This is a genomic window from Thermomicrobium sp., from assembly GCF_053493975.1.
The window spans coordinates 16,624-43,225 of record NZ_JBRBZA010000073.1 but is presented as its reverse complement, the minus strand read 5'-3'; the positions used below and the strand labels follow the sequence as shown (position 1 = coordinate 43,225).

Here is a 26,602-nt window from a genome sequence, read left to right as displayed (position 1 = left end):
GGGATGCGGATCGAGGCGTACGAACGAATCTTCATGATCTTGGCTGGGCTGATGCTCGTGCTGGGCATCGTGGGGATCGGGATCGGTGCACTGGTCGCGGGGGTACACGTTCCGTCGCCGGCTGGGCGGATCGATCCGCGTGAGCTCTCTACGACACCGCCATTCGATCAGCCTGGTCTGCGTGACCTCGGTGGTGGCAAGTACGAAGCAGTGGTGATCGCCCGGGCTTGGCAGTTCCAACCCGCTGAGATTCAGGTTCCCGTCGGGGCGACGGTGACGTTCACGCTCGCCAGTCCCGATGTGATCCATGGTATCGTCCTCACCGGTACGAACGCGAATGTCATGGTGATTCCGGGTCAGATCTCCCAGGTCACGGCGCGTTTCGACCGGCCCGGTGAATATCTGTGGGTCTGCCATGAATATTGCGGCTTCGGGCATCACCAGATGTACGGGAAGGTGGTGGTGCGATGAGCGCGACAGCACGCGCGCGGAGTGTGGCGGGCGGGGGAGCGGTCACTCGCGAGGGAATCTTTCTTGCCGAACAGTTGTGGCCGATCAAGGGACAATTGGCACTCTCGCTGATAGGCCTCGCCATTGGCGGGTTCATGGGCTTGATGCAGGCACTGGACCGGGTGGGAATCGTCATCTACAAAGCGCTGCTCATGCAAACGTACTATCAAGGATTGACGATCCACGGGGTCTTGCTGGCCTTTCTCTTCACGTTCGCCTTCAATAACGCATTCGTGTCGTTGGTGGCGATCCGCGGATTCGAGCGTCCCCTGGCGAGCACATTCTTGGTCCAGGGAGCGTTTTGGACGATGCTGGTAGGGACGTTACTGGCCGCGTATGCGATCTTGACGAATCAAGCGACAGTCCTCTTCACCTTCTATGCACCGCTGCGTGCGAGCTCCCTCTTTTTCCTCGGCGCAGCGCTTCTGGTCATCTCGACGCTGCTCACTGCGCTCAACCTCGTGCTCACGCGCCGTGCCTGGCAGCGCGAGCATCCGGGGGAGCGGACACCGTTGCTGGGGTTCGTCAGCGTGGTGACGTACGTGATGTGGGCGCTCGCCTCGTTGGGTGTGGTGGTACTCGTCGTGTTCTTCCTTTTGCCGTGGTCGCTCGGCTGGCTCAAGACGACCGATCCGCAGTTCAACCGAATATTGTTCTGGTATACTGGCCATCCGATCGTCTATTTTTGGCTGATGCCGGCGTACATTTCGTGGTATCTGATGGTTCCCCGGCAGGTGGGTGGTCGCGTCTTCAGCGATAGCTTGGTGCGGATGGCTTTCATCCTTCTGCTCGTCTTCTCGGTTCCGACCGGGCTTCATCACCAGTATGTCGATCCTGGGATTCCCACGGCCATGAAGGTCGTCCATCTCTTCACGACGTTTTCGGTCGTTTTCCCGAGTCTGGTGACGGCATTCACGGTCATGGCTGCACTGGAGGATGGTGGGCGCGCGCGTGGCGGGACAGGGCTGCTCGGGTGGATCTGGAAGCTTCCCTGGGGTGATCCGAGCGTGGCTGCGCAACTCCTGGCGATGCTCGTCTTCGTCCTCGGTGGGGCCACCGGCATCGTGAATGCGAGTTACAACCTCAATAATGTCGTCCATAACACGTCGTTCGTGCCTGGACACTTTCACATGACGGTCGGCACGGCCGTTGCGCTCTCCTTCATCGGCATCAGTTACTGGCTCATTCCCTTCTTGACGGGTCGGGAACTGATGGGGCGCCGTCTTGCGCTGGCGCAGGCGTGGCTCTGGTTCGTCGGTGTCTTGCTTTTCGCTCGCGGGCAGATCGCCGCTGGTCTCCTCGGCGAACCCCGACGCTCCTCGATCGGCGAAGCTCCCTATCGTGATCTGATCAGTGCTGGTTTGGACAACTGGCTGACGGCGATCGGTGGTACCCTGATGGTGATCAGCGGCCTCCTGTACTTCATCGTCGTCCTGTGGACGGTCTTTGCTGGTCGGCGTCTCACTCAGCCTCTGGAGATCCCGGTTGCCGAGATGCGCTTCGGTGCGCACGAGACGTCACCGCGACTGGACCAACTCGGCTTTTGGTTCTTGATCGCCGTTATCCTGGTGGCGATCGCGTACATTCCGACTATTCTTCTCTATCTTCCCCTGCAGAGCGTTTCACCGCCGATCAAGGTGTATTGAGGTGCATTTGGGCGACGGATGAGGGGCGGCGAGTTGTTCACCGCCCCGTTCGTCATTTTCTCCTCCGTTCGCGCAGTGCGGGATCAGAAAAAAGTAGATCACCCACTCTCTGGGCTCGCGGCCGATCGCTCCCGGAGAGGGAGTCCTGTAGGTACTTTGCTGGATTTTGTCCTGCTTTGACGACGTGCCGCCGGTAGCTCAGTCAAGACATGTTCGAGTGCGGGTCACCTGCCGTGCGAGCGGACAAAATGAAAACACCAGTTCTCCGCGGTCTTCAAACACCAGTTCTCCGCGGTCTTCAAGAGCGCCGCCCGGCCATGACGATGCTCCAGATGCTCGGCATCTCGCCCACGGGAACCTCGATCAGGATGGGTCGGGGGTTCCGAACGGCATCGACGACGATCTCCTGGAGGGTTTCTGGAGAAGAGACGCGCACTCCCTCGATACCGAAGCTATGAGCGAGCGCGACGAAATCCGGATTGTACAGCTCCGATGCGATGTAGTGTCCACCGAATCGCTCCTTCTGGATCCGGCGGACGTTCCCAAAGGCGTTGTCGTTGAAAACGACCGTGATCACATCCAAGCGATGCTGCACCATGGTAGCGAGTTCGGGCAGGTTGTACAGAAATCCTCCGTCACCGTTCAGCGAGAGAACTGGTCGATCGGGGTTACCCGCTTTCGCCCCTAACGCTGTCGCGAAACCGAAGCCCAGAGTCCCCTGATATCCCGACGTGATGAAGGTTCGTGGTCGATAGACTGGGAATGCGTTCCACGTCCAGTAGCCGACCTGGGTACTCTCGCTCACCACGATGGCCTCTTCCGGAAGCGCCTCGCGGAGCGCCATCGCGAACGATGCTTGGGGTTGGACCTCCCAGAGCAGATCGAAGACTCGTTCCTTGAGTGCGCGCAGTTCCGCCCGGCGCGAGTCACGTTTTCGGTTGTAGAGCGGAACTCGCTCGAGGAGTGCCGAGAGAGCTCGTTTGGCGTCGGCGACGATACCGATCGTTGGAGGATGGTTCCGGCCGATCTCCTCGGGATCGATATCGATCTGAATGACCGCTTGGTCGCGGGGTCCCCAATCCGATGTGGCTGGCTGAAGGAAGCGGGAGCCGACGATGAGAATGACATCGGACGCCGGAACGAGTTCGCGGGCAGCGACGATGTTGTGGGCGAGGTCATGCCGGTCGTCGAGGGCGCCTTTCCCGTCCATCGTGAGAACGACTGGTGCTTCCAGGAGTTCCGCCAGCGCGCGGAGTTCGTCCCAGGCTTCAGCGGCGAGGACACCGCCACCCGCGAAGACGAGCGGTCGCTGGGCCTTACCCAGGAGTTGGGCGGCCTGTTCGATCAGCTCTGGGTCCCCGTCAGGTGGGATGGGGCGTGTCGCTGCAATCGTTTCCACCTCAGCAGTCGCCTGCAGCACATCGGGTGGAATCTCGAGCGCAACGGGCCGGGGGCGTCCGCTCCATAGCTGAACGATCGCCTCGTGGACGAGTGCGGGGATTTCGCCGGGATGCATCGCTCGGGCAGCCCATTTCGTGACCGACCGGAGCGCTTCGAGCTGACGAGGAATCTCGTGCAGAAACCCGCGCCCCTTTTCGATCTGTTCTGATGGGATTTGTCCAGTGACGCAGAAGACGCGCGAATTGCAGGCGTAGGCCGTGGCCAGCCCAGCCATTGCATTGAGCACGCCTGGACCAGGAACGACCAAGCACATGCCCACCTTGCCGGTGGTGCGAGCGTAGCCGTCGGCCATGTAGCTCGTGGCTTGTTCGTGTCGCGTGTGGATGACGCGGATCCGGTCGCGTGCCTCGTAGAGGGCATCGAAGGCCCAGTCGAGTTGGACACCGGGAAGTCCGAAGACGATCTCGATCCCTTCTTCGAGCAGTTGCGCGACCAGCGCCTGACCTCCGGTCAGCATGGGCATAGCGTGGCTCCTCTCGCACGTTGCAGTCGAGTCGAACGACAATGTTGCAGCGCTGCGTCGCGTCGTTCTGGCCGGCGGTGCCGCGAAACGCTGACGTGGCTGACTGCGCCACGCGCTCCATTCTAATGCACAGCGCAAGTGACTCGTTTCATCGTTTTCGGCACTCACTGGTACCGTCGTCGCGTGTACCGGTTCGCTCGTTGTCGGGGAAGGCTCGTTCGTCAGGCCGGAAAAGGTACCCACTCGACCGCGGAAAGGAAATCGACGAGGAGTTCGTTGAAGGCATCGGGGTTATCGACAGGCGCACCATGTCCGGCGCGCGGGATCTCAGCGATCTGCGCGTGGGGAAGCAAGTCAGCGAGGGAGAAGATTGTCCGGCGATAGCCTGGCTGGGTCTCGGCGCCATAGACAAGGAGTGTGGGACAATCGATCGTGGCGAGAGGAACTGGACCGGGATCGAAGGCGAGAACGGCATCGATCCAGGCTGGCGTACTGAAAATATTGCGCCGCCACTCCTCGAGCCGACGCTGACCAGCCTTCTCTGCCCAGTTCGGTCCCAGGCGCGGTTCGAGGAAATGCGCCAAGGCTTCCTCGATCTGGCCTGCTGCCAAGAGTGCGCGAACCAAAGCAGCCGTGCGCTGGAGCCGGTCACGCTCTTCTTCCCCGGCGAGTGCTGGGAGAGAAGGTTCCACGAGGACCAGCCCTTGAATACGGTGGGGGCGCATGAGTGCCAGCGCGAGCGCGATGGTCGCTCCCAGGGAGTTGCCGAGAACGACCGCACGATCGATCCGCTCGGCGAGCAAGACGGATTCCACGTCGAGGGCAGCTTCTTCGATGGTCTGATGTGGCATGGGGGGCGGGCTGTTCCCATGCCCACGCAGATGGGGGAGCAACCATCGAAACTGCGGAAGCCGAAGCACCTGGTGAATCCAGTTGGACGTGCCGACGAGAACGCCGTGAAGGGCGAGGATCGGTGGCCCCGCCGATCCGATCCGCCGCTCGTACGCGATCTTGGTGCCGTTCGGTGTGGTTGCCCACGCCAGTTCGGTGACGCTCATCGCCTTCAGCCTTCGAGCAGCAGGCGTTCCGGGTCCTCGATGAGTTCTTTGACGCGGACGAGGAAAAGCACCGCTTCCCGACCGTCCACGATCCGATGGTCATAGGTGAGGGCGACGTACATCATCGGGCGAATGACGATCTCGCCGTTGACCACGACTGGTCTTTCCTCGATCTTGTGCATACCGAGGATGCCGACCTGAGGGGGATTGAGTATCGGGGTCGAGAGGAGGGAGCCGAAAACGCCACCATTGGTGATCGTAAAGGTTCCACCGCTCAGTTCCTCGAGCGTCAGTCGTCGCTCTCGTGCCTTGCGGGCGAGTTCTTCGATCTCGCGCTCGATCTCCGCGAACGACTTGTGGTCCGCGTCGCGGACGACGGGCACGACGAGTCCTTCATCGGTCGCGACGGCGATTCCGATGTCGTAGTAGTATTTGACGACGATCTCGTCACCCTGGATCTCGGCGTTCAACAAGGGGAACGCTTTCAACGCGCCGATGACAGCCTTCGTGAAGAACGACATGAAGCCGAGGCTCACCCCGTAGCGTTCCCGGAACTGCTGTCGCCACCGGTTGCGAAGGGCGATCACGGCACTCATGTCGATCTCGTTGAAGGTCGTCAGCATCGCAGCGGTCTGCTGGGCCTCGACTAACCGACGGGCGATCGTCTTGCGTCGCTGGCTCATCCGAATGCGTTCTTCGCGTCGTCCTGTGGCAGGGAAGGGCAAGACAACCGGTGCCTCCGGTGGTGTGACACTCGGTGCCGGTGGGGCGGCTGGCGGTGGGGTCGCGGCGGCTGGCTGGGGAGCGATGCCGTCAGCTGGTCGGGCGGCTGCTCCACGCTGAGCAACGTAACGGAGTACGTCCTCCCGAGTGACCCGGCCACCTTCGCCGGAAGCAGGTACCTCGGCGAGGTCGATACCGTATTCCTCGGCGAGTCGCCTGACAGCTGGCGTGGCTCGAACTGCTGGTCCGCTGGCGGGTGGCGCCGGTTGCGGCGCTGCTGCCGTGGCGGCCTCCGGTATGGGCGCAGGCTCGGGTGCCTTGCCCGCTTCAGCAGGGGCTTCTCGGGCGGGAGTACCCACCAACGCGGTCTCCTCGATCATGGCGATAATCTCGCCGACGGTGACCGTTTCTCCCTCGCGCTTGAGGATGCGCTGGAGAACGCCCGCTCGATCGGCTGTCACCTCGACGTTGACCTTTTCGGTTTCCAACTCGACGAGCACGTCGCCTGGGTTGACCGGATCACCTTCGCGTTTTCGCCAGGCACCGATGACTGCCTCGACGATCGACTCGCCCATCTGCGGCACACGAATCTCGATAGCCATCGTCTACCCTCGCGTTCGGTTCATGCCGGAACAGCAGGTTCTGGTACGCCAGCGAATGCTTCGGCGATGATCCGTGCCTGCTCCTGCTCGTGCATCTCGGCGAATCCTTCTGCGGGGCTTGCCCGTTCTGGTCGGCCGATGTAACGCAATGTCTGCCCGTCGAGCAAAGATTGCAGACGCGGTTGCATGTACGTCCATGCTCCCATGTTCTTCGGTTCCTCTTGCAGCCAGACGACATCGCGTGCGTTGGGATACTGCCTGAGAATGGCTGCGAGTTCGTCACTCGGGAAGGGATAAAGTTCCTCGACGCGGACGATGGCTACATGGCTGGCGGTAGCAGCGAACTGACTCGTGACCAAATCGACGTACACTTTGCCGCTGCACAAGATCAGTCGCGTTACGTCATCCGGCCGTTGGCGGGCGATGGGGTCATCGAGAACGGGCTGGAATTGCCCCTCAGCGAGTTCGCGCATCGGCGACATGGCACGCGGGTGACGCAGGAGACTCTTCGGGGTCATCACGATGAGCGGACGCGGGTCCAGCGTGCGCAGGATGGCCTGGCGTCGAAGCAGATGGAAGTACTGTGCAGCCGTCGTGCAATTGGCGATTCGCACGTTATCCTCGGCAGCGAGCTGGAGGAAGCGCTCCAACCGCGCGCTCGAGTGCTCCGGGCCCTGGCCTTCGTAGCCGTGTGGCAACAGGAGGACGAGCGCGGAGCGCTGTCGCCACTTGGCCCATCCACTGACGATGAACTGGTCGATGATCACCTGCGCCACATTGGCGAAGTCGCCGAACTGCGCTTCCCAGAGCACGAGGGCATCTGGAGCCTGGACACTGTAGCCGTATTCGAACCCGAGCGGGCCAGCTTCGGACAGTGGACTGTTGTACACGGCGAAGCTCGCCCGAGCTGCCGGCATCTGCTGCAGCGGAATGACGCGTGCCCCTGTCTCGAAGTCGTAGAAGGCAACGTGGCGCTGGCTGAACGTGCCCCGAATGGTGTCCTGACCGGTCAGGCGAATGGGTATTCCCTCGGCCAAAAGCGAGGCAAAGGCGAGCAGTTCCGCGTGCGCCCAATCGACCGCCTCTTCGCGCTCGACGACCTCGAGCCGACGCTGCAACTGCCGACGCAGTTTCGGATTCACATTGAACCCTGCTGGGAGCGTGTGGGCTTGGCGATTGAGTTCCTTGAGCGTCTCCAACGGTACGGCGGTAGCGATCGTCGCACTGGTGGGAGTACGAGATCCGATGCTTCCGTTCACCTGGTCGGCTCGTTGTGCCCTGGCGAGGATCTCTTGTCGGAGATGCTGGAGCTTTCCGAACAGCTCCTGCTCGAGAGCAGCTGCCTCGTCTCGAGTGACGATTCCTTCGGCGACGAGGCGCTGGGCCCAGAGTTCACGAGTCGTTGGGTGTTCTGCGATCCGGCGATACATCACTGGCTGCGTGAAGGTCGGCTCGTCGCCTTCGTTGTGACCCCACCGACGATAGCCGATCAAGTCGATGAGGACATCCTTGTGGAATCGCTGGCGGTAGGCGAAAGCGAGTCGAGCGGCGGTCAGGCAGGCTTCCGGATCATCGGCGTTGACGTGAATGACTGGGATTTCGAAACCGCGGGCAGGATCGGATGCGTAGAAGGTCGAGCGGGCTTCTTGTGGTTCGGTGGTGTAGCCGAGCTGGTTGTTCACGATGATGTGAAGCGTTCCACCAGTCGTGTAACCAGGAATACCGCTCATGTTGAGCGTTTCGGCGACGATGCCCTCCCCTGGGAAAGCGGCGTCACCATGGATCAAGATAGGCAAGCAGGCGTCGACGTCCTGTTCGGGTGTACCCGGTCGGTCGCGTCGTTCCTGGAGAGCGCGTGCCATGCCTTCGACCACGGGATCGACGAACTCGAGGTGACTGGGGTTATGGGCGAGGATGACCTGGAGTTGGCCGGCGGCACGGATACCGCCCATGTGGTACTTGACGTCGCCCGTGTAGCCGAGGGTGCCGCCCTCGGTGAGAGCGACCGGTTCCCGGTGATCGAGGCCCATGAACTCGGCCAGAATCTGCTCGTACGGCTTGCCGAGTACGTGGGCCAGGACGTTCAGGCGGCCGCGATGCGCCATACCCATCGCGACTTTCGGGATACCCGCCTCGGCGACCTGGCGGAGGATCTCGTCGAGGATCGGCACGAGCGTATCGGTGCCCTCGATCGAGAAGCGCTTCTGCCCAACGAAGGTTCTATGGAGGAAGCGCTCGAACACCTCCACCGCGGTCAGCCGCTCGAGCAGCGCACGCTTCTCCGTTGGTGAGAGGCGAACGCGATAGCGCTCAGATTCGATCGCTTCCTCGAGCCACTCGCGCTCGGTGCGGTCCTGCAGATGGCCGTAATCGTAGCCGATCGTCCCACAGTAGATCTGACGCAGGCGCTCGATCGCTTCGGCTGCATTGCGGGCACCCTGTGCGGCAGGGCCACCGACTAGCGTTGCTGGGAGATTCTCGAGGTCCTGCGCTGTCAACCCATGGTAGGCTGGATCGAGTGCGGGATCACCTGGCGGCGGGCTCCCCAAGGGATCGAGGCGTGCAGCACGATGGCCGCGGTGACGGATCCGTTGCGCGAGCTGAACGACAGCGGCGATCTTCGTAAAATCGAATGCCGGCCCTGCGATCGCAGCGGCCGGCGGCGGGGCAGCGAGCTGCTCGAGGTGAGGTCCCCACTGTTCGAAGAATGCCCGCCACTCCGGCGTGACGGCTGTCGCATCTCGACGGTAGACCTCGTACAGTTCGAGAATGTACCCGAGGTTCAGACCGGTCAGCCGCTCGAGTGCCTCTTGCTGATTCACCATGGCACCCACCCACCTCGTCGCTTTCGCTTCGGCACCCAGACTCAGGACGCTGCGCCATGTTCTCGACCGCATCCCACCGAGTCCGTGGATGCCGCATACCAATGATACTCCTTGTTGCACCGCGCCGATGTTGGATCGTTCGATTTTTCTGGACGAGGCATAAGGATCGCTTTTAGGCCGGCTGAAGGGGTGGGATCACCGCACCGTTGGCGATGGACGTGACCCGCTCCGGTGTATAGACGGTCGCCGGATGAACCGCGTGTACCATGGCCGCGACACGTAAAGAGGCCAGGTCGGGATCCTCGCGCGTTCGTGCCTCGAACCGTTCCCAAATGTCATCGGGAAGCTGTCGCCGTAACTCGAACGTCGTGAAGGCGAACAGGGGAAGAAGATCATCGTCTCGTCGCCTCGCATAGCGAGCGAGTGCCTGCTGGAGATCGATGCCTTCGGTCTGCACCCGAGCGAGTTCCTCAGCGAGCAACCAGGCACTGCGCGCTGCATTGCCCATACCTTGCACGCTATGTGGATCTTGATGACAGCCAGCGTCGCCGACGAGCGCCCAGCCGGAGCCAGAAGCCTGACGGAGGAAATTCGGCAGGCGGCCCGTGCCGCGGATCGGTGCGACGCGGCGTGCCGAAGCGAACCGTTCCCAGACTTCAGGGATCCGGCGGAGTCCAGCAACGAAGTGCTGGGTGACATCGCGGCGAAACGCCGAGAAGGCCCGGTGCTCCACCCCGTACCCGACGAGCGTGAGACCGGCATCACAGGGGAAGAGGAAAGCAGCGGCGTACTCCGCTCCGATGTCCGGATAGTCGCCTCGATAGGCGAGTGCAGCCACGTCACCGTCCCAAGGTAGCCCGTCGACGTACGTGTAGTACCACGCGAAGAGGGGAGGAATGTACGCGAGAACAGGTGCTCTGACCTGACGGGCTACAGTCGAATCTCTTCCGTCGGCTCCGATCACGAGCGGTGCAGAGGTGAGCCATTCTCCGCTCGTCGTCGCGACGACGACATCCCATCTCCGATCGTCCACCTGACGGACGGCAGTCACCCGTGCACCAGTGAGTGCGGTCACGTTGGAAAGCGATCTGACAGCCTCGAACAGCAGAGTATCGAGTACCTCGCGACGAATGCACAGGGCGAAGTCGAAGCCTTTGGACGCTGGGAAGGGTGCAGCCACGTAAGGGAAACGAAGCCAGCGAATACGTGGAGCGCCGATACGGAGAATCGGCTCCAGGAGACCCGCTCGCTGTAAGGCATGCAGCGTGTCGCTGAAGAAGAGATGGGTCGAAAGCGTCGGGCGCGGAAACTGCGCTCGTTCGACGAGAAGGATCGACCACCCGCGCTGTGCTAGGGCAGCAGCAGTGACGCAGCCAGCGATCCGGGCTCCCACGATGATGGCATCGAATCGACCGATCTGCTTGGCCATGCTCCGCTCGTTGTCTCTGGAACCGAGCTGCTCCGGGCGAATATCGAAGAGAGGAGATTCGGCTCCATCGTGATATCGAGTATACCCTGAGCGCGAGTGTGAGGGCTGGAGAGACCCGTCGGTATCGAGCGTGGCAGAAATGCTCTCGATCGGTCGCTCCTTCTCGGGCTATTGCGACTCGTGGCGGCGTCGGGGGCGCTGATGATCGAGGGGACGCTGGTGCCGCACCAGCCCGAAGGGCACTGCGAGCTGCTTTGGCAAGGGTGTCCTGCAGGCGAGCACGACTATGCTCACCGAGTCACCCTGAAAGGTTGCGACCATTCGAGTCGAGGTGTCGCGCGGAGCTTCGTTGCCAGTTCGCAACTTGCAGCGTACACTGGGCTGGGCCAGACCAGTCGATTCTTGACTGGATCTGGGCATCGAGAACGGGACGGCAGAAGCGGTGGACGTGTCGAGTCCGAGTCGCCACTGCAACGAGTTCCCCGGCTGACCCCACATGGCGCCGACGCGACTCTCCGGGGTGGCCGGGTGAGACCAGCCACAACGGAGCAGATCGCTGGTGCGCCGAGTGTTCGCGCGGCCCCGAGGGTCTGACAACGCGAATGACGAGACGAGTCGGCTCGTGCTGCCGTTGAGCAGCAGGAGGCCCGAGAGTTGGACGAGCCTCCCGTACGGTGAGCTGCGGCGAGGTCTTCGGCGGAAGCTGGGAAAGGAGACCGCATGACGACGGAAATGGACATCCAGACGCGGCTCCGCGCGCTGCTCCAGCGCGGAGAACGCGAAGCGGTCGAGGACCTGTTGTGGGAACTCGTCGAGCGACGGCAGCTCTATCCTGTTCTCCGTGAGCTGGAGCCATTCGAGCTTGCGCGCCTCGCTGAGCTCCTCGGGGACGAGACGTTCGGGGAATTCCTGGCCGAGTTGGATCCGAGCGATGCGGCCGCTCTGCTCGAGCGCTTGAGTTCGCAAGAAGCAGCGGATGTCCTGGAGGCGATGGCCCCTGACGATGCGGCCGATGTCTTCGCTCGTCTCGATCCGGACGAGGCTCGTCAGATCCTGGTCGAGATGGAACCGCTCGAAGCGCAAGAGCTGCAGGAGCTTTTGAGCTACCCGCCGGAGACTGCCGGTGGGCGGATGACACCCTCGTACGTGGCTTTGCTGCCGGATGTCCGGGTTGACCAGGCGATCGCGGCGCTGCGCAAGGTGGCTGCGGAAGTCGAGACGATTTACTACGCCTACGTCGTCGACGAAGCAAATCACCTCTTGGGTGTCGTCTCCATGCGAGATCTCGTGTTGAGCCCGCCCTACCGGACCGTGGGCGAGATCATGACCCGTGACATCGTGAAAGTGCGTGCCACTGCCGATCAGGAGGAAGCCGCGCGTTTGCTCGTCGAAGAGGGACTTTTGGCCATACCGGTCGTGGATGATGAGGATCGCTTGCTCGGCATCATCACGGTCGATGACGTCGCGGACATTTTGGAACGCGAAGTGACGAAAGACATCGAGCGGTTGGGTGGTTCGCAACCGCTCGAGGTTCCGTATACTCGTGCGACGCCTTTCTATCTCTGGCGGCGACGGATCAGCTGGCTTCTCCTCCTATTCGTCGCGGCGATGTACACCGGGACCGTCATCCGACATTACGAAAAGGAACTCGAGGAAGCGATCGCTCTGGCCTTCTTCGTCCCGCTCTTGATCGGGACCGGTGGAAACGCTGGTTCGCAAGTGGTGACAACTCTAGTAAGGGCGATCGCAGTCGAAGGTATCACCATTCGCGACTTTTTCCGCATCTTTCCGAAGGAATTCACCGCTGGGCTGCTGACGGCTGCGGTAATGGGTACAGCAGGCTTTCTGCGCGCAGAACTTCTCGGTGTCGATCCGGCCATTTCTTTGACAGTGAGTATCGCGATCTTTTTCATCGTGCTCTGGGCAGTCACGATTGCGACGCTTCTGCCGCTTCTCTTGCGTCGCCTCGGAATCGATCCGGCGGTCGTGTCGTCGCCCCTCATCGCAACCCTGGTTGACGGGACAGGTCTGCTTATCTACTTCAACGTCGCGCGCGTCATCCTCTAGCATCCGCGCACGATGTGAGTGGCCGTGTATTGACAGCGGCTGAGGGCGGAGGGAGAGCTATGAATCTCGTGCGTGAAGTGGAACCTGGGTGGTATCTCGTCGATCTCCGATTCCAAGGTGTGGAGAACGTGATCGCCTCATACCTCTTCGTCGGTCGTCAAGGGGTAGCGATCGTCGATACTGGGCCGAGCACGACGATCGAGCGTCTCGTGGCGGCGCTCCGAGAACTGAACGTCACTCCCGAGGCGGTCCGGCATCTCGTTCTGACCCATATCCATTTGGACCATGGCGGAGCAGCTGGGCACCTGTTGGAGCGGTTTCCGAATGCTCGTGTCTATGTCCATCCGCTCGGTGCGCCGCACCTGATCGATCCCAGTCGCTTGTGGGCGAGCGCTGCCCGTATCTATGGCGATCGCATGGAACTCTTGTGGGGGTCGATTCGGCCGTGCGCTGCCGAGCGAGTAGTGGTCGTCGAGGACGGGGAGGCGATCGACCTGGGTGATGGGCGTCGATTGCGAGCATTGGCGACACCAGGACATGCGTCGCACCATCATGCCTGGCTAGATACCGCCACGGGTTCTGTCTTCGCTGGCGACATCGCTGGTATCCGTATCGGTGCGCTTCCCTTCGTCTTTCCACCGACCCCGCCGCCGGATGTCGATCTCGGACAGTGGCGCCGGAGTATCGAGCGCCTGCGCCGTCTCCAGCCGAGTCGTCTCTATCTCGGTCACTTTGGACCAGTCGACGATGTCGAATGGCACCTGGACGACCTTCTGGCGAGGCTTTTCCTCTGGGCAGGTTGGATCGGGGCACTGCTGGACCAGGGCCTCGACGCGGAAACGATCGCCGGGCGGTTGCAAGAACTCACGGATCGAGAGTTCCATCGTCTCCTCGGTGAGCAGGTGCCGGTTACCCAATACCAGTGGGCGTCCGGGAGCTTCCGCATGACGGTCGACGGGTACGTCCGGTATTTCCGGACGCATCGGCCATGGGCGAGTGGTTCGTGAGGACGCGCAGGACGATGAGCGCGCCGGCGTTGCAACGACGGGCCTACCGTTTGATCGTCCTTTTGGGTCTCGTCAGTCTTTTCGGTGATATCAGCTACGAAGGCGTTCGCGGTGTGACGGGGCCGTACCTGGCATTGCTCGGCGCGAGTGCAGTTGCGGTCGGGCTCGTAGCCGGTCTCGGCGAGTTCGCTGGCTACGCGCTGCGCACGGCATTTGGGTATCTCGCGGACCGGTTTCGCCTGCACTGGTTGTTGACAGTCATTGGTTACAGTTTGATCGCGACGCTACCGTTGCTGGCATTCGTTCACAGTTGGGAACTCGCTGCGACGCTGATCGTGCTCGAGCGGTTCGGTAAGGCGTTGCGGACACCAGCGCGCGATGCCATTCTCTCGCACGCAGCCAGTCAGGTCGGGCGTGGCAAGGGTTTTGGGATCCACGAGGCACTCGACCAACTTGGTGCATTGATCGGCCCGGTCATCTTCGCAGTCGCGCTCACTTTCGACGGTGAAGCCGGTTACCGGCTCGGGTTCGCGCTTCTCACGATTCCAGTGCTCCTCGCGATCGTCATTCTCGTCCTCGCGTGGAAGCAGGAACCGGAGCCGGAGTCACTCGAGAGCGCTGCTCCACGCCTGCATCGTCTGACGGGAGGCGACGGCTCCCGCCGGCTGGGCGGAGCGTTCTGGCGCTACACGCTCTTTACTGCGTTGACTACTCTGGGATTCGTCCCGTTCGCTCTCCTCTCGTATCATGTCGAACAGACCGGTCGGTTCGGTCCGCCGTTGATTCCACTGCTCTATGCAGTCGCGATGGGAGTGGACGGAGTGATCGCGTTGATCGCAGGCTGGGGATACGATCGTTTCGGTTTGCGCACCCTGGCAGCAGTACCGGTCTGCATCGCGTTGGGAACGGCGGCCGCGTTGCAATCGACCACCTTGTTCATTCTCGCGGGGGTCGTCGTTTGGGGAATCGCGATGGGACTGGTCGAAACGACGATGCGAGCGGCAGTCGGCGAACTCTCCGCTCCGTCCGCACGTGGTCTGGCCTATGGTGTCTTCAATACGGTATTCGGAACAGCCTGGCTGGCCGGTGGAGCTGTGCTCGGTTTGCTCTATGAGCGACTGGGTACACGAGGAACCATCGGTGCGACCCTGGTACTCGAGATCGCAGCATTGCTGCTTTTCTGGGGACTCGGGGTGGCTCACGCACACGCCTCCTCCAGTGTTCGGAGCCTTTCCTGATTCGATCGCTCCGCACTCGGTTCTCAGGATGGACGACGGTATGCCTCGGGACAGACCGAGCAGCGCCGAGCACAGACGCGCTGCCGGTCGGTCGTCGGAAGCACTCGGTTGGCAGTCAGCCCGTCCGCTCAGGTCCGGTGCGCAGGGGCTCCTCGGTGATGGTTCGCGAGCCAGGTACGGAGTTCCTCGAGTGACCGTGTATTGAGGACATGCCTGGGCTCCACCCAACCGCGACGCGCGGTTGCGACCGACCAGCGCATATTGTCCAGCTGACGTGTCGAGTGGGCATCACTGGTGCACGCGATCAGGATCCCCCGGTTGATCGCTCGTTGGACCCAAATGTCTGGGAGGTCGAGCCGATCGGGCTGGCCGTTGACTTCGATCGCGACTCCATAGTGAGCAGCGGCATCCAGCACGGCGTCGAGATCGATCTCGTACGGAAGTCGCGAGGTAAGCAGGCGTCCAGTGGGGTGACCGAGGATGTCGACATGGGGGTTCGCGAGCGCGCGAATGACGCGTTCCGTCATGCGTTCCTGCGGCATGTCGAACGTGCTGTGCACGGACACGATCACGAGATCGAGTTCGGCGAGAACCTCGTCCGGATAGTCGAGTGTCCCGTCTGACAAAATGTTGACTTCAGCGCCCTGCAGGATACGAAATGGTGCCAGCCGTTCGTTGAGTTCGCGGATCCACTCGCGTTGCTCGCGCAGACGCTCGACGGACAAGCCGCGGGCGACGGTGAGGGAAGGGGAGTGATCCGAAATCACGAGGTACTCGTAGCCGCGCGCGCGAGCAGCCTGGCACATCCGCTCGAGCGAATCGTGTCCGTCGCTCCAATCGGTGTGCACATGGAGGTCGCCGCGGATATCTCGCTGCTCGACGAGGATCGGCAAGCGATGCTCGCGAGCAGCCTCGATCTCACCGCGATTTTCACGTAGCTCAGGTGGAATCCAATCCATACCCAAAAGTGCATAGATCTCCTGTTCCGTTTCGCTCGCCAAAAGCTTACCGGTTTCGTCGAAGAGGCCATACTCGGAGAGTTTCCAGCCGCGCTCTTGGACGAAAGAGCGTAAGGCGATGTTGTGTTCTTTCGAACCGGTGAAATACAGAAGCGCCGAGCCGTACTCGTGCGGTCGCACCACACGGAGATCGACTTGGAGATCTTCGCGCGTGAGAATGGAGGGTCGTGTCGGTCCAACTGCAAGAACTTCTTTCGCGAACGGTAGATGAACGAAGGCATCGACGACTGCGGGGGGATCGTCACTGGCGACGAGGATGTCGATGTCTCCGATCGTCTCTTTCATACGGCGGAGGCTCCCGGCTGGATCGATCGCTCGGACGGCTGGAAGCGGTCGCAGGGCTGCCACCACCTCCTCGGCTACTGGTAGCGCGATGCCGAGGAGGAGACGCTTGCTCCGTTGCATGAGGCGTGCAGCTTCGCGCGCGATCCGCTCCTCGAGTTTTTCACCAAAACCCGGGAGCTTGCACAGCTTGTGTTCCTGCGCGGCCTGGAGCAGGTCCTGGATGGTCGTGATTCCGAGTTGTTCGTAGAGAAGGTGTGCCCGAGCAGGACCGATCCCTGGTACTTCGAGGAGATCGACAGCCTGCAAAGGCACCTCACGCTTGAGCTGCTCATAGTATTCCAGTCGACCCGTTCGCAAGTACTCTTCGATCTTGGCAGCAATCGCCTTGCCGACGCCAGGGATTTCGTCCAGTTTTCCTTGCCTGGCGAGTTCCTCGATATCGGCATCGAGTGCGCGGATGTTCTGTGCGGCCGTCGTGTAGGCGCGGATCCGGTAGGGGTTCTCGTTTTTGAGCATCAGGAGTTCAGCGATGTTGTCGAGCAGGAGAGCGACCTCCTCGTTCCGTCGCATGCCAGTCACTCCTTCGACCGAGTCGGTCGGGTGGTCGATTCCTCCAGCCACGCGCGGAGAAGTCGAGCCGTCGCATGAACGAGGGCCCGGACCTCATCCGGGAGCAAGCCAGTGACTGCGGCGATCTGCTCGTCGCTCCAACGATCCAGAGCTGAAAGGAGATAAATCTCGCGCCACTGCTCGGGTAGCCGATCCAGGAGCTGATCGAGCAGTCGACGGATCGCCGGATCAGCGAGGAGGTCGTCAGGCAAGGGGAGGTCCGGGTCTGCGAGGGCCGTGATCAGACGAGCTGCGGTCCCCTGCAATTCCACTGGCGGCGCTTCGGTGCGCTCGGTAAGCTCGCTTGCGGTGCCTCGATGCCGCTCAGCGTGGCGGGCCAGTGCCGCGCGATGAACCGTGTCGAGTGCGAGTCGACGGAGCCACGCGAAGCGATCGCGGGGAAGTTGCGGTCGTTCCAGTAGTTCGCTGCGGGCTCGCTGGTAGGTCGCGAAAGTCAGCTCTTCCGGGTCAAGTTCGCTCGGCTCGACGAGCCCAGCCTCGACTTCGCGGGCGATGGCGCGGAGTACGGTACGAAGAATGGGGAGGTAGAGATCGAGACCTTCGCGATAGAGCCATTTTTCGCGCTCGGCGATCTCGTCCGGTGTCAAGTGGGGTGGGCCCGGGAGACGAGGAGTCGTTTCGGCCAACCGCTCGGTCAATCGCCGGCGAGCCTCTTCGTAGGGTGCAGCCTGCAAACGACGGCGGAGGGCGTGGAAATACGGATCTTGGAAGACCACGTAGTCGCTCCTCACTCGATCTGCGATTCCGACCATTCCAGGATAGCGGATTCGCCCAGATCTGTCAGCTGATGACTTCGGCCGACATTCGAGACCATGAGGGCTCGTGTATCGATCGAAGAATGCTTTGTTGCTGCTCAAAGCCTCACCTGCTCGCTGAGCGAAAAGCAATCTTTTGACTTCGGCGAATCCACATCGGTGAGTGCGTCGAGTCCCGATGGCAGGTCAGGTATGCGCTACCCCTCGTACACGACGCCAAAGGAGGTGACGACCACTGTCGCCTGAGAGCGCCCAATCTCCCCGCACAACGCTGCAGTCGTTCAGGGAGTGAGCGGTGAACAGTCTCACCGGAGCCAGCCACGCGCAGCGAGGATTTCTGCACCGATCCGACCCAGCGAGACGGCTCGCTCCGGCTCGGCCTGTGGTCGGAGTTCCAGTCGGGCACGCTCGAAGTACTGCACGATCGTGCCGTCCGGAAGCACGGTCGGCTCACTGATGACCAGCCCCGTTATGAGGAGGGCGGCCTGATCAGGTGGCATGCTCGCGGTGACGCTCGATCCGATGTGTAACCAGGCATCGAGCAGCGGTCCGCACAGTTCGTGACCGGTCTCTGAAAAGGCGCGACAAGTCGTCATCGCTGCTCGGTCGGATGCGGGAGCGGGTGAGCGAAAGGCTCGTGCCGATGCGAGTCCGAGCTGATGTGCAAGTTCGACTCCGATGTGGTCGAGCACGACACCATCCCGGGCGATCGGTGACTCAGGAATCCACACGAAGCGGGCACGCTCGAAGTATTGGACCGTCCAGAACCGACCAGTATCCGGATCGTATTCGTCGAATTCTTCCGACAAGGGAAAGCCGAAGATGCTCGCTCCACCGAACTGTTCCCAAAAGTGCCGGAATCCGTTCGCCAGATAGTGACCGGTTTCCGGAAAGTAGCGCCAACCAGGCTCCTGGCGCTCGGGTTTCGCCCGGCGAGCCGTCGGCAAGAGGTCTGCGATCGCTGCGGCCCAAAGAGTGACGTCATCGGGTGGGTGCTCTTGGAACCAGACTAGCTGATCACCGCCGGCTGCCAGCCGCCTGACATGGGTCGCGTCAGGTACAGCGAGGAAACGACTCTTGCTCAGTGTGTCGTAGGCCACGATGGCTCGTCGTTCGGTATCCGGGGAGACTGAGTCGATCCAGAAGACAAATCGTCCGTCGGTCGTAACGGATTCCGGGGTACCCTCCCAAATGGGTACACTCGGATGGGATCCATCGAGGGAGACGACACGAATCGCGTGGTCGATCGTGATCAAGGCATCGTTGCTGAGGAGAATCGATGGCGGAGTTCCCTCCCCTTGGAGCACTGTCACCGGCTCGTCAGCGCTCGCGACTGGTTGTAGCCGGATGCGCCACTGCCCGGTTCTCGAGACTTCGACCCACGCCACGCGGCCAGCACGCAGTTGGAGATCGGTGATTTCGTGCTCTGGAGGGAGCACGGCGAGGATGCGCGGTGGATGGCGAGTGTTCTCGAGATCAGTGACGAAAAGACGATCGGTCCCGTTGCGCGTGACCCAAGCTGCCCAGCGGCCGTTTGCGCGTGGCGGGGAACGGACTCCGGTCTCGGCCAGCGTCCACGTTTCTCGCGTTGCGAGTCGAAGAGCTCGTATCCGACCGGAACAGTCGGCACAGGGGCGCTCCAGCCAGAGGACGGCTCCCTGCGCCAGAACGAGTTCAGGAACTTGGCCGGGTGTGCGAATGAGCGTGGCATGACGCTCGTTGCCGGAGAGCTCGAGCAGGAGCGTCGAGTCCGCTGTCTCCGGCATGGTAAGGAGGATGACTCGCCCGTCAGTGGCGAGAGTTCCTGCCGCAGCGAAGCGCCCGAGCAAGAGCGGAGCGGTGATCGCTCGGGAACGCTCGTTCCAGGTGACGAGGAGCGTGGAGAGTACCGCGGAGAGACCGAGGAGCGCGAGCAGCGGGTGAACGAGCCGATTGCAGAAGCGAGGCTTCCCGATCGCGCTCGCTGATGACCGCGGGACGGTGGTGACTCGTCCATTCGGCTGGAGTGGGCGAAGGATCGGGGTTTGCCCCAACTGCTGCTCCTTTCTCCTCCTGAGTATCGTCCGCTGACGCTGTCTCAGGAGAGACAAAAGGAACGAGCATCGTCGCTCATCTTGGTTAGCCGATCAGTCCCCCTCGACATGATATGCGGATCGGCCGGGTGGTCAGGGATCGGGAAGCACGTGCGTGCCGGCGCGTCCTTCGAGCGCATCGCGAGCTTGATCCAGCGCCGCGATGATCGCCCGTCGGGTCGACCCCCTACTCACGAAGCGCAGAGCCGCTTCCACTTTCGGACCCATGCTCCCGCTCGCAAAATGCCCTTCTGCTTGGTAGCGCCGCAATTGACTCGCGGGGACCTGTTCGAGTGGACGCGCCTGAGGCGTCCCGTAATGAAGCATGACGTTGGAGACATCGGTCAGAATGAGTAGGGCGTCTGCCCCTAACTCGTGGGCGAGCAGCGCGGCAGCCAGATCTTTATCGACCACCGCTTCGACACCTTCGTACCGCCCGTCCGGGCGCCGAACGACCGGGATACCGCCACCACCACAGGCGACGACCAGTGCGCCAGCCGCGAGCAACAGTTCGATCGCTGGCCGATCGACGATGGCGATCGGGTCCGGTGAGGGAACGACTCGCCGCCAGCCGCGCGTGCCCTGCGGCTTCCAGATTTGGCCGGTTTCAGCCATGATGGCGCGCGCCCGCTCTTCCGGGTAATAGAGGCCGATCGGCTTCGTGGGGTCGTGCCACGCTGGATCGTCCGGACTGACCTCGGTGCGCGTCACCAGCGTGGCGACGACCCGCTCGATGCCGCGTTGCCGCAGTTCTGCTCCCAAGGATTGCTGGATCATGAACCCGATCGTCGCTTGCGTCTGTGCAACGCACCAGTGGAGCGGGACGGGTGGGACGACCTCGCGAGCCAGCTCGTTCTTGACGAGGAGGTTTCCGACTTGCGGACCATTCCCGTGCGTAATGATGAGTTCGTATCCGGCAGCGACGAGTTCGGCCAACTGGCGACAGGTGAGATCGACATTGGCTTGCTGTTCTTCGGCTGTCCCGCGCTGTCCTGCCTGAATGATGGCGTTGCCGCCGAGCGCAACGACGACGCGCCTCATGCCATCCCCCTCGACTCGACTGTGGTGCTTCGACCGTGTCTTGCGAGATACGCATCCTCGAACGCCCGGTAGGCTTCGGTGAAGCAGCGCGTGGGGGGACGAACGATACCGGCTCCCACCTGTCCGATGCCAGGCTCGCGGTGGGCGATACCCGTATCGATGACCGGCAAGATACCGCTCCGCACGACCAGACGCAGATCGATACCGACGGGAGTACCGCGGAAGTCGAGTGCTGGAATACGGAACACCTCGTGCTCAGCGACGGTGATCTCGTACATTTCGAGTGTGGCCTGGACTGCGTCGGCCGGCGTGCCGCCGATGAACTGCACGATCGCCGGCGCGCCAGCGAGTGCGAAACCCCCGAAGCCGGCTGTCTCGGTGATCGCGCTGTCACCGATGTCGGGATTCGCGTCGTCAGGCCCGAAACCAGGAAAGTACAAGCCGCGCGGCACGTTGGCTGGCCCCGTGAACCAACGGTCACCCAGTCCGGAAACGCGGATACCGAACTCGGTACCGTTGCGCGAGAGAGTGGTGACGAGCGAGCTTCCCGGAATGCCGTGTGCGGCATCCGCCATCACCTTGGCTGCCACCATCGCGAGATTGACGAAAAAGTGGTCATTGGCATTGATGAACCGGAGGACGGCAGCGATGTCACTCGAGGGTGCCGCGCACTCGACGAGGTAGGGCGCGAGTTCACGATAGAACAGGGAGGTCGCAGCCTTGTTGCGATTGTGGCATTCGTCACCCATTTGTAAGGCCTGGGCGATGATATTGCGGAGATCGATGCCACCGCTCCGAGCCAGGGCTTGCCCAACCAGTGGTGCGAGGACGGTGCTGATCCAACGCAGTCGATCGATCACCTCCGGAGCATAGGCACCCATCCGCATCACCTTGCCGATGCCTTCGTTGAAGTTGGTGTAGGCGCGGTTCTCCCCGGCAGCATTGATCGCGATGTACACCGGCATGGAAGGGGAAATGACACCGGCCATCGGACCGACCGCGCTGTGCTCGTGATTCGGGGAAAGTTCGACATAGCCGGATTCCAGCTTCTGGATCGCTTCCTCCGGAGTCGCCGCGAAGCCCTCGAAGAGCATGGCGCCGATCAGGGCCCCGCGGAGCGGACCGGACGCGTGAGCCCAATCGATGGGAGGGCCGGCGTGGAGGAATGTCCGGTCGGTCATGCCGGGAATCACGTCACGGGCGCGCGCCACGCCGACGACGACCGGTTGAGCGCGGATCATTCGTGTCACCGCGTCGCGATTCGCCGCATCGATCGCTGGGTCATTGAAAAGCGGCAGCGCGAGTCGGCGCGGTTCGACCAGCGGTGGCTTCCATTCGACTGGATAGACTGCTCCGCCCTGATCCTGCACCGACCGGGCGAAGAGGTCGAGTCCGACGTTGATGACTGTTGGTGTCGTCTCGAGAAGCTTTTGCACGTTCTCGTGCATTCCGTCCATCGCTCGGCTCCTCCTGCATCGATCACGCGATCAATTCGGCGGCAAGCTCGGCTGCCAAAGCGTTGCTCGGAACGACGATCGCCCCAGCGTCCTCCAAGGTGCGACGCTGGCGCGCATAGTCCTGCGGATCGGACTGTGTCCCAACGAGTGCGACGATACACGGAAGAATGCGGCCGCTTCGCTCGGCCTCTGCTTGCGCCTCCCGAATAGCCGGTGCCAACTCGGCAGCGGGGTCGCTCGCTGCACCATAGCCGAGGACCAGATCGAGCACGATACCGGCAACCGTGGGGTCGGCCGCCTCCTGGCGGAAGCGCTCGAGGCGGACTGTCTGGTCGATCATAGGGTGCGGGCGGCCTACTGTGAACTCGTCGGAACCCAGGTCGACGAACGTGTGCTCCTGGCTGCAGCGCGGATCGGTTAGGCGGAGTTCCGGCTGCAACGGGATATTGGAGCGAATCGGGCCGATCCGGGGTTCGAGCATGACCATCGCTTCGTCGCAGAGCGTTCCCCCACTGTACAGCCCACGCAGATAGCGTTGCGTCGGGGCGAGGCGCGAACGCTCGGCGCGAACGCGCGCGAGCGCCTCTTGGCGACCTGGCAGGTCGAGTTCGTCGAGAGACTGGCCGGTTGCAAGATGCACGGCGAGACGTGCTGCTTCCGTGAGGTTCGTGGCCACATGAACGCCCTCCGCGACAGGTGGTGTCCGGCCGATAAACGTCGCGACGACAGGCTTTCCGCACGCAACAGCGAAGGCGAGAACTTTCTCCGCGACCTCGGGAGCTGGTGGTTTGGAGACGAGCACGATCACCTGTGTCGCCGGGTCACGAGCGAGTGCCCCGAGACCGGCCAGCATGGTGCGTCCGCCGACCCGGGCATCGAGGTCTCGTCCACCGGTTCCGATGCCGTGGCTGATGCCGGAGCCGAACCAATCGATCAGACTCGCGACCTGCTGCAACCCGGTTCCCGCTGCGGCAACGATACCGATCGGGCCGCGTCGCACCGCATTCATGAAGCCGAGACCGAGTCCGGCGATGAAGGCCGTCCCACAGTCCGGCCCCATGAGCAGCAAGCCGCGTTCCTGTGCTAAGGCTTTCAGGCGAACCTCTTCCTCGATCGGCACGTTGTCACTGAAGAGAAAGACGTGGCGATCAGCCCGCAGTGCCTCCTCGGCCTCGATCGGGGCATAGGAGCCGGGCACCGAAATCGCGACCACCCTGGCATGGGATACTTGCCGGAGTGCTGTCCGCAGAGTGCGCAGGGAGACCTTCGCTTCGCTCACCTGGCTGGCACGAGCGGACGAGCGGAGCCGGTTCACCGCTTCGTCGATCGCTCGCGCGGCCGCGGCATCGTCACTTGCGCGAACGGCGATCACCAGATCGTTGGGGGATACGGACAGGAGGCGCTCGTCCCACAGGCCTGAATCGCGGAGGAGTTCCAGGTTGGCACTGGTACCCATGAGGAGTGCGGCCAAGTCGACGCCGGGAAGGCGATTGACCACTGATGCGACGGCCATCAGAGCGACCGAGTCGAAGTACGAATTGGGCTCGACCTGAATCCGGACAACCATGTCACCTCCCCTTCCGGTGACGGACAGAAAAAGCGACCCGGCCAACCTGGTCTTCTGCCCAGGCTGGCCGTCCTCCTAAGGTCTGCTTGTCGGTCGACGTCCCCGACTCTCGATCGACGACCGCGCGTCGTTTCGGGCAACGTTGACAACTTCGACCGGCTCTGACTATACTCCCGACGTCGTCGGAAGGCAAGAGGAGCTCGGGGTGGGCTCCTCTCCGCTTTTTCGGCTCGGAACGAGGGGCGCGGTCACGAAGCCATCGGCGAAAGGTCGGTGGCATGGTTTCGTACTTTTTCTTGCTGGCCGGTCGGGGTAACGGAGTACCGGGATGTCCATCCGGCAAGCTCGGCGGTGCAGCGATTCCCCCTGGGTCGGTGGACCAACCGCTGCAGCGGTGCGCTGGCGAGTTAGGCTGGTCGGGGCATCGCGCCTTCGAGCGTGGCGATCAGGCCGAAGGTGACCCCCCAACCCGACGTGGCTCCGACCTGCATGACGCGTGCGATGAGGTGAGGGAGGCACGGGTGGTCGCCTCGGCAGAGCGCCTGTGCGACGAGGAGGAACTCTCGCGCGAACTCGCCGCGAGCGGCCTGCTGCAACCAGGCTGCACTCCGGGCGGTCGTCCGGCTCGCAGCCCGCAGACCGATCTCCTGTCGCAGCGCAGACCAGCGCTGCTCTCCCGTTCGCGCAGCCAGCAGAGTGAGTGCCAAGCAGCATCCCACCAGGAGATCGTCGCCGAGTGGGGTCAGACCTGGTCCCAGCCCAGCCAAGCGATCGACCTGTCGGGCGATGGAGGTGCGGTCAGCAAGGGCGCCGACCAGTTCGACCAGCAGCGCTTTGCTCCGATCGATCGTTGTGGCGAGGACGCGGTCCTGGCGTGGAGGATCGGTCAGTTCGTCGAGAAGGGCACGGAGCCTTCCACGCGACCACTGACACGGCCAGCGCGTCCGGAGAATCGGTTGCCACACGCGGGCCTGCTGGTCGATGGTCAATGGTGGCCCGTCCGGCAGCCGCAGTGCTCCCTGCCCGACGACGACCTGGCTGCCTGCGGGCAGAAGAGACACGAGTGGCGATTCTGTCCGCAGCTGCACGGCATCGGGTGGGAGGAGCGCTCCGGGTGTCACGACAGAGAGCCAGGTGGTGCCGTCGGTCGTGTACGCGGCGCGCGGGTACGCGGCGACAACGGTCAGCGTGCGATCGGGTCCTGTGAGCAGTGGAAGGATCGCGGAAGCCACGCGTTGAACCACGATCGACACGGTGTCTCGCCCTCGCTCGTCCTTGCCAGTGTACGCGATAGGCAAGTGGAACAGCGGCGAAATGACGCGTTGGCGCGGGCCGGTCGATCCGGGCTTGGAGAGTGAAAGGGGTTGGTATGAAGCCGCCGCGCTTTCAATATCACGCGCCGGAAAGTCTCGATGAGGCACTGGCGGTTTTGGCCGAGACCGGTGACGAGGCCAAACCGCTCGCTGGAGGGCAAAGCCTGATCCCGATGTTGAACATGCGTTTGGCGCGCCCCAGTCTACTCATCGATCTGAAGGGTCTCAGCGAACTCACCGGAATCGAACTCCGCGATGGTGTGCTGGTCGTCCGGGCCATGACCAGGCATCGAGCAGTCGAGCGTTCGCCACTGGTCGCTGCACACGTTCCACTCTTGGCCGAAGCTATCCCGTGGGTGGGACATCTGCCGATCCGAACTCGGGGAACGATCGGTGGCAGTGTCGCTCATGCTGACCCGGCCGCGGAAATTCCGGGAGTACTCGTCGCGCTCGACGGAGCGGTGCGCTTGGCCAGCCAGCGTGGTGAGCGGCTTGTTCCCGCCGACGAGTTTTTCGTGGATCTTCTCACCACGGCGGCGGAACCGGACGAATTGGTGACCGAAGTGCATTTCCCGCTGCTCGGACCACGCAGTGGCAGCGCCTGGCTGGAAGTTGCGCGACGACACGGTGACTACGCACTGGTCGGGGCGGGCGCGGTGGTCGTGCTGGCGAAAGATGAGCGAACGATCCAGGATGCACGGTTGAGCTTCATCGGGGTCGCTGGACGGCCCGTGCGAGCACGTCGGGCGGAGGCGATCCTGCGCGGGCAACCGAGCGGTGAGGAAGCGTGGAAGGCGGCGGCTGCAGCGGTACGCGAAGAACTCGACCCGCCCAGTGACGTACATGCGTCAGCCCAGTACCGGCGATCGGTAGCGGGAGTGCTCGCCGAACGGGCGCTCGCCCTCGCTGCAGCACGAGCACAGGGAGGAGTAGCCGCATGACGGCGGTCGGAAGCGAGCGGCGGTGTATCCGCGTGACGGTCAATGGTATTCCCTACGAACGTGAGGTGGAAGCACGGTTGTTGCTTTCTGACTTCTTGCGGCACGAACTCGGTCTGACGGGAACGCACGTCGGCTGCGAGCATGGCGTCTGTGGGGCGTGCACGGTCCTGCTCGATGGTGAGCCAGTGCGGAGCTGCCTCATGCTGGCGGTTCAAGCACACGGTCACGAAATCGAGACAGTCGAGGGACTGGCCCCGAGCGAACGGGAGCTGCATCCATTGCAGCAGGCTTTCTGGGAAAAGCACGGTCTCCAGTGTGGGTACTGTACGCCGGGGATACTGATGGTGCTCAAGGCGTTCCTGGCGGAAAACCCCGATCCGAGCGAGGAGGAGATCCGCGAGGCGATATCCGGGAATCTCTGCCGGTGCACGGGGTACCAGAACATCGTGGAAGCGGCTCGGTACGCCGCACAGTTGATGCGACAGCGCTGATC

The 26,602-nt window shown here is 62.6% G+C and carries 19 protein-coding genes; 7 read left to right on the top strand and 12 right to left on the bottom strand.

Features of this window, described 5'->3' with window-relative positions; all coding sequences use genetic code 11:
• Positions 1–3: 3 nt before the first annotated feature.
• Both ACWIVK_RS11915 and ACWIVK_RS11910 read left to right on the top strand, forming a co-directional pair.
• Positions 4–471: a cytochrome c oxidase subunit II gene (locus tag ACWIVK_RS11915; protein ID WP_448576935.1), complete on the top strand. Its 468-nt coding sequence runs from the start codon at positions 4–6 to the stop codon at positions 469–471.
• Positions 468–2,156: a cbb3-type cytochrome c oxidase subunit I gene (locus tag ACWIVK_RS11910; protein WP_448576934.1), complete on the top strand. Its 1,689-nt coding sequence runs from the start codon at positions 468–470 to the stop codon at positions 2,154–2,156. Before ACWIVK_RS11915 ends, ACWIVK_RS11910 begins: the two co-directional genes overlap by 4 nt.
• A 298-nt stretch (positions 2,157–2,454) precedes the next feature.
• On the opposite strand, the gene ACWIVK_RS11905 is transcribed toward ACWIVK_RS11910, so the two are convergent.
• The 5 genes from ACWIVK_RS11905 to ACWIVK_RS11885 form a co-directional block, all read right to left on the bottom strand.
• Entirely contained in the window at positions 2,455–4,080 is a 1,626-nt protein-coding gene (locus ACWIVK_RS11905; RefSeq protein ID WP_448576933.1) for a thiamine pyrophosphate-dependent enzyme, read from the bottom strand.
• A gap of 221 nt (positions 4,081–4,301) precedes the next feature.
• Positions 4,302–5,138, bottom strand: coding sequence for an alpha/beta fold hydrolase (locus ACWIVK_RS11900; protein WP_448576932.1), 837 nt, complete (start codon positions 5,136–5,138; stop codon positions 4,302–4,304).
• 5 nt (positions 5,139–5,143) lie between these two features.
• Positions 5,144–6,463 (bottom strand): 2-oxoglutarate dehydrogenase complex dihydrolipoyllysine-residue succinyltransferase, encoded by a 1,320-nt coding sequence (gene odhB / locus ACWIVK_RS11895; RefSeq protein ID WP_448576931.1) that lies wholly within the window; start codon positions 6,461–6,463, stop codon positions 5,144–5,146.
• 20 nt (positions 6,464–6,483) lie between these two features.
• The gene (locus tag ACWIVK_RS11890; RefSeq protein WP_448576979.1) at positions 6,484–9,288 is read right to left on the bottom strand and encodes a 2-oxoglutarate dehydrogenase E1 component; all 2,805 of its coding nucleotides are present in this window, start codon (positions 9,286–9,288) and stop codon (positions 6,484–6,486) included.
• A gap of 172 nt (positions 9,289–9,460) precedes the next feature.
• A complete protein-coding gene (locus ACWIVK_RS11885; RefSeq protein WP_448576930.1) occupies positions 9,461–10,717 on the bottom strand; it encodes an NAD(P)/FAD-dependent oxidoreductase in 1,257 nt (418 codons plus the stop codon).
• Positions 10,718–11,437: 720 nt separating this feature from the next.
• Here ACWIVK_RS11885 and mgtE point away from each other — a divergent pair.
• The 3 genes from mgtE to ACWIVK_RS11870 are packed head-to-tail and all read left to right on the top strand — an operon-like array spanning position 11,438 to position 15,029.
• Positions 11,438–12,784, top strand: coding sequence for a magnesium transporter (gene mgtE, locus ACWIVK_RS11880; RefSeq protein ID WP_448576929.1), 1,347 nt, complete (start codon positions 11,438–11,440; stop codon positions 12,782–12,784).
• A gap of 59 nt (positions 12,785–12,843) precedes the next feature.
• Positions 12,844–13,791, top strand: coding sequence for an MBL fold metallo-hydrolase (locus tag ACWIVK_RS11875; RefSeq protein ID WP_448576928.1), 948 nt, complete (start codon positions 12,844–12,846; stop codon positions 13,789–13,791).
• A gap of 14 nt (positions 13,792–13,805) precedes the next feature.
• A complete protein-coding gene (locus ACWIVK_RS11870; RefSeq protein ID WP_448576927.1) occupies positions 13,806–15,029 on the top strand; it encodes an MFS transporter in 1,224 nt (407 codons plus the stop codon).
• A 128-nt stretch (positions 15,030–15,157) separates the two neighbouring features.
• On the opposite strand, the gene polX is transcribed toward ACWIVK_RS11870, so the two are convergent.
• The 7 genes from polX to ACWIVK_RS11835 form a co-directional block, all read right to left on the bottom strand.
• The gene (polX, locus tag ACWIVK_RS11865; RefSeq protein WP_448576925.1) at positions 15,158–16,903 is read right to left on the bottom strand and encodes a DNA polymerase/3'-5' exonuclease PolX; all 1,746 of its coding nucleotides are present in this window, start codon (positions 16,901–16,903) and stop codon (positions 15,158–15,160) included.
• A 5-nt stretch (positions 16,904–16,908) separates the two neighbouring features.
• On the bottom strand, positions 16,909–17,679 hold the full coding sequence (locus ACWIVK_RS11860) for a sigma factor-like helix-turn-helix DNA-binding protein (protein ID WP_448576924.1): 771 nt from the start codon (positions 17,677–17,679) through the stop codon (positions 16,909–16,911).
• A gap of 344 nt (positions 17,680–18,023) precedes the next feature.
• A complete protein-coding gene (locus ACWIVK_RS11855) occupies positions 18,024–19,751 on the bottom strand; it encodes a hypothetical protein (RefSeq protein ID WP_448576923.1) in 1,728 nt (575 codons plus the stop codon).
• Between the two features lie 132 nt (positions 19,752–19,883).
• Complete coding sequence (gene arcC, locus ACWIVK_RS11850; RefSeq protein WP_448576921.1) at positions 19,884–20,831, bottom strand: carbamate kinase; 948 nt, start codon at positions 20,829–20,831, stop codon at positions 19,884–19,886.
• Entirely contained in the window at positions 20,828–22,288 is a 1,461-nt protein-coding gene (locus ACWIVK_RS11845; RefSeq protein ID WP_448576920.1) for a DUF1116 domain-containing protein, read from the bottom strand. Before ACWIVK_RS11845 ends, arcC begins: the two co-directional genes overlap by 4 nt.
• Before the next feature lie 22 nt (positions 22,289–22,310).
• Entirely contained in the window at positions 22,311–23,855 is a 1,545-nt protein-coding gene (gene fdrA / locus ACWIVK_RS11840; protein WP_448576919.1) for an acyl-CoA synthetase FdrA, read from the bottom strand.
• A gap of 407 nt (positions 23,856–24,262) precedes the next feature.
• Positions 24,263–25,108 (bottom strand): oxamate carbamoyltransferase subunit AllH family protein, encoded by an 846-nt coding sequence (locus ACWIVK_RS11835; protein ID WP_448576918.1) that lies wholly within the window; start codon positions 25,106–25,108, stop codon positions 24,263–24,265.
• A gap of 116 nt (positions 25,109–25,224) precedes the next feature.
• Between ACWIVK_RS11835 and ACWIVK_RS11830 the strand changes: the two genes are divergently transcribed.
• Positions 25,225–26,109 carry an FAD binding domain-containing protein gene (locus tag ACWIVK_RS11830; protein WP_448576917.1) on the top strand — a complete coding sequence of 295 codons (885 nt, stop codon included), beginning with the start codon at positions 25,225–25,227 and terminating at the stop codon, positions 26,107–26,109.
• Positions 26,106–26,600: a (2Fe-2S)-binding protein gene (locus tag ACWIVK_RS11825; protein ID WP_448576916.1), complete on the top strand. Its 495-nt coding sequence runs from the start codon at positions 26,106–26,108 to the stop codon at positions 26,598–26,600. The genes ACWIVK_RS11830 and ACWIVK_RS11825 overlap by 4 nt, the downstream gene beginning before the upstream one ends.
• The last annotated feature ends 2 nt before the right edge of the window (positions 26,601–26,602 follow it).